Raw genomic sequence first — 4,416 nt, forward strand, 5'->3', positions numbered from 1 at the left:
CACCTGGGAGGGGTGCCGGCGATCAACGCCTACAGCTTTTTGTACCGCAACGGCTGAAGCCGGTTTCGGGGCCATGGGCTGGCCCGCGGGCGATCTGCGTTGAAGGGTGCCGGCATGCGTGTGAGCGCAAGCCGGCATCATGGTTTTCCTCAGTTATGTACATAAATTGTATACAGATACTTGCTTTCCCGCTATTGTTTAGCCGAACATGACGCGACCGCCCTGCGGCGCCCGCTTGTCGAATCCGGCTCCCTGCCCGCCCTCTTCATGCATACCTACGACTCCACGCTAGCCTATCCCCGCGACCTCATCGGCTACGGCCGGAACCCGCCGCACGCGCAATGGCCCGGGCGCGCCCGTATCGCCGTGCAATTCGTGCTGAATTACGAGGAAGGCGGCGAGAACAGCGTGCTGCACGGCGACGCCGGATCTGAACAGTTCCTGTCCGAAATGTTCAATCCCGCCAGCTACCCCGATCGCCACCTCAGCATGGAAGGCATTTATGAATACGGATCGCGCGCGGGCGTGTGGCGCATCCTGCGCGAATTCGAAAAGCGGCAGCTGCCGCTGACGGTCTTTGGCGTCGGCATGGCGTTGCAGCGCCATCCCGAGCTGACCACGGCATTCGTCGAACTCGGCCACGAGATCGCATGCCACGGCTGGCGCTGGGTCCATTATCAGAACGTGGACGAAGCCACCGAGCGCGAACACATGCATCTGGGCATGGACGCCATCACCCGGCTCACCGGCACCCGCCCTCTGGGCTGGTACACGGGGCGCGACAGCCCGCGCACCCGCCGCCTGGTGGCCGACGACGGCGGCTTCGAGTACGACAGCGACTATTACGGCGACGACCTGCCCTTCTGGATGCAGGTGCAAAAGACCGATGGCAGCGTCGTGCCGCAACTGATCGTGCCTTACACGCTGGACTGCAACGACATGCGTTTCGCCTTGCCCCAGGGCTATTCGCACGCCGATCCCTTCTTCCAGTATCTGAAAGACAGCTTCGACGTGCTCTACGCCGAAGGCGAGGACTCGCCCAAGATGCTCAGCATCGGCATGCACTGCCGCCTGTTGGGGCGTCCGGGGCGCATCACCGCGCTGCAGCGTTTCCTGGATCACGTCGCCAGCCACGACCGCGTGTGGGTGTGCCGCCGGCTGGACATCGCCCGCCACTGGAAGGCCACGCATCCCTATCTGCCGAATCGCTAAGGGTAATGACCATGGTTTCAACCCTGGAACAACTTAACGCCGCCCCCCCCGACGAGGCCGCGGCCATGCTGGACAACCTGTATGCGCAATCGCCATGGATCGCCCGCCAGGCCTTGCGGGCGCGTCCCTTCCGGTCGCTTGCGCAGTTGCAGCACCAGTTGCGCCACGTCGTCGATAGCGCGGATGCCGACACCCGGCTCGCACTGATCCGCGCCCAGCCGGAACTGTCGGACGTGACCGATTTCACCCCCGACGCGCTGACGCGCCTTCAGCAGCTGCGCGCGCATTACAGCGACCGCTTCGGCTTTCCGTTCGTCCACGCCGGGCGCGACCCGCGCGGCATCCCGCTCACTCCCCGGCAGATCATCGACGAGCTCGTGCGCCGCCTGGACAACCCGCCGGATGTCGAACACCAGGAAGCGCTGCGCAGCATTCACCGCATGGCCGAAATCCGGTTGGGCGGCGACTTCGGCATCGACCTGTCGACAGGCAACGACATCTGGGACTGGCACGAAACGCTCAGCCAGCATAGCGACCCCGGCTACGCCGAAAAGGGCCAGCTCACCGTCACCTACCTGACCGACGCCCATCGCGCCTGCGCCCAGCGCATCTCGCAATGGATGCGCGAGTGCGGCTTCGACGAGGTCGACATAGACGCGGTCGGCAACGTGGTCGGCCGCTACCGAGCGGACCGCGCCGAGGCCCCCACGCTGATGACGGGCAGCCATTTCGACACCGTGCGCAACGGCGGCAAATACGACGGCCGGCTGGGCATCTTCGTGCCGATGGCGTGCGTGCGCGAATTGCACCGCCAGGGACGGCGCCTGCCGTACCACCTGGAAGTGATCGGCTTTGCCGAAGAGGAAGGCCAGCGCTACCGCGCCACTTTCCTGGGCTCTGGCGCGCTGATCGGCGATTTCAAGCCCGAATGGCTGGATCAGAAAGACGCGCAAGGCATCACCATGCGCGAGGCCATGCAGCAGGCGGGTCTGCGCATCGACGATATTCCGGCGTTGCGCCGCGATGCCTCGCGCTACCTGGGCTTTATCGAAGTGCATATCGAACAAGGACCGGTGCTGTTCGAAATGGGCCTGCCGCTGGGCATCGTCACGTCCATCAACGGCAGCGTGCGCTACATGGTGCAGATATTCGGCATGGCCTGCCACGCCGGCACCACGCCGATGGACCGGCGCCGCGACGCCGCCACGGCCACGGCCGAACTGGCGCTGTACGTCGAGCGGCGCGCGGCCCAGGACGGTGACTCCGTCGGCACGATCGGGATGCTTGAAGTCCCGAACGGTTCGATCAACGTCGTGCCGGGCGAATGCCGCTTCAGCCTGGACTTGCGCGCCCCCAGCGACCCGCAACGCGATGCGCTGGTCAACGACGTGCTGGCCGAGCTGGCCGCCATCTGCCAGCGGCGCGGCTTGCGCTACACCCTTGAAGAAACCATGCGCGCCGCGGCCGCCCCCAGCGATCCCGCGTGGCAACTGCGCTGGGAACGCGCCGTCGACGCGTTGGGCGTCCCGCTCTACCGCATGCCCAGCGGCGCGGGCCACGACGCGATGAAGCTGCACGAGGTCATGCCGCAAGCCATGCTGTTTGTGCGCGGGCAGAACGCCGGCATCAGCCACAACCCCCGTGAATCCACCACCAGCGACGACATCCAGCTTGCCGCGTTTGCCATGCAGCGCCTGCTGGACGACCTTGCCAACGACTCCTCACATTCAAAATGACCGACTACGACCGCCTGGACGCCTGGGTTGACGCCCACTTTGACGAGGAAGTCCGCTTCCTGCAGGCCCTGGTGCGCGTGCCCACTGACACGCCGCCCGGCAACAATGCGCCGCACGCGGTGCGCACCGCCGAACTGCTGCAAGACTTTGGCTTCGAGGCCGAGGCGCATCCGGTGCCGGCGGACGCCGTGAAGGACTACGGCCTGGAATCCATCACCAACCTGATCGTGCGGCGCGAGTACGGCCCCGGCCGCCGCATCGCGCTCAATGCGCATGGCGACGTGGTGCCCCCGGGCGACGGCTGGCAGCACGACCCCTATGGCGGCGAAGTCGAAGACGGCAGCCTCTACGGCCGCGCGTCGGCCGTCAGCAAGAGCGACTTCGCCAGTTTCACGTTCGCGGTGCGCGCGCTGGAAGCCGTGGCCAAGCCCGGCCACGGCGCGGTCGAGCTGCACTTCACGTATGACGAAGAGTTCGGCGGCCTGCTCGGGCCGGGCTGGCTGCTGGCCCAGGGCCTGACCCGGCCCGACCTGCTGATCGCAGCGGGCTTCAGCTACGAAGTGGTGACGGCGCACAACGGCTGCCTGCAAATGGAAGTGACCGTGCACGGCAAGATGGCGCACGCCGCCATTCCGGCCAGCGGCGTAGACGCGCTGCAAGGCGCGGTCAAGATCCTGAATGCGTTGTATGCGCAGAACGCGCGGTACCAGCAAGTGACATCCGACGTTCCGGGCATCACGCACCCGTATCTGAATGTCGGCCGCATCGAAGGGGGCACCAACACCAACGTGGTGCCCGGCAAGGTCAGCTTCAAACTGGACCGCCGCATGATCCCCGAAGAAAACGCCGCCGAAGTCGAAGCGGACATCCGCCGGATCATCCAGGAAGCCGCGGCATCCTCGCCGGGCATCACGGTCGAGATCAAGCGCCTGTTGCTGGCCAACTCGATGCGCCCCCTGCCCGGCAATCAGCCGCTGGTCAGCGCCATCCAGAAGCACGGGGAAGCCCTCTTCGGCGAACCCATACCCGCCATGGGCACCCCGTTGTACACCGACGTGCGCCTGTATGCCGAAGCCGGCATCCCCGGCGTGATCTACGGCGCCGGTCCCCGCACGGTGCTGGAATCGCACGCCAAGCGCAATGATGAACGCGTGGTGCTGGAAGATCTGCGCCGCGCGACGAAAGTCATTGCGCGCACGCTGTCCGATCTGCTCAAGCCGGCCTGATCCGCCTGCGCGCAGCGCCCCGGGCCGGCAGGCCGGCCGCTGGCAGGCCGCCTTCCCGGCCAGGCACTAGGCCAGCCGCATCACGCGGCGCCAGAACAGCACCGCCACCATCACGAAGACCGCCAGCCCAAGATACGAAGCGGCGGTCGCGAAGCCCTCGCCCGCAATCGCAAGCGGCGCATCGGTGCCCGCCGCGCCGATGATGGCCGCCATCAGCACGCCCACCAGGCTTTCGCCCACGA

The 4,416-nt window shown here is 66.4% G+C and carries 3 protein-coding genes; all 3 read left to right on the forward strand.

Features of this window, described 5'->3' with window-relative positions:
- Positions 1-267 precede the first annotated feature (267 nt).
- Genes puuE through ACO6D5_RS29670 form a run of 3 tightly spaced genes read left to right on the forward strand, consistent with a single transcriptional unit; the run spans position 268 to position 4,174 of the window.
- Positions 268-1,212, forward strand: a complete 945-nt coding sequence (gene puuE, locus ACO6D5_RS29660) for an allantoinase PuuE (protein ID WP_485827376.1) — start codon at positions 268-270, stop codon at positions 1,210-1,212.
- An 11-nt stretch (positions 1,213-1,223) separates the two neighbouring features.
- The gene (locus ACO6D5_RS29665) at positions 1,224-2,948 is read left to right on the forward strand and encodes a hydantoinase/carbamoylase family amidase (protein WP_485827377.1); all 1,725 of its coding nucleotides are present in this window, start codon (positions 1,224-1,226) and stop codon (positions 2,946-2,948) included.
- Positions 2,945-4,174 (forward strand): M20 family metallopeptidase, encoded by a 1,230-nt coding sequence (locus tag ACO6D5_RS29670; RefSeq protein ID WP_485827378.1) that lies wholly within the window; start codon positions 2,945-2,947, stop codon positions 4,172-4,174. Before ACO6D5_RS29665 ends, ACO6D5_RS29670 begins: the two co-directional genes overlap by 4 nt.
- The last annotated feature ends 242 nt before the right edge of the window (positions 4,175-4,416 follow it).

Source organism: Achromobacter sp. (genome assembly GCF_057314935.1).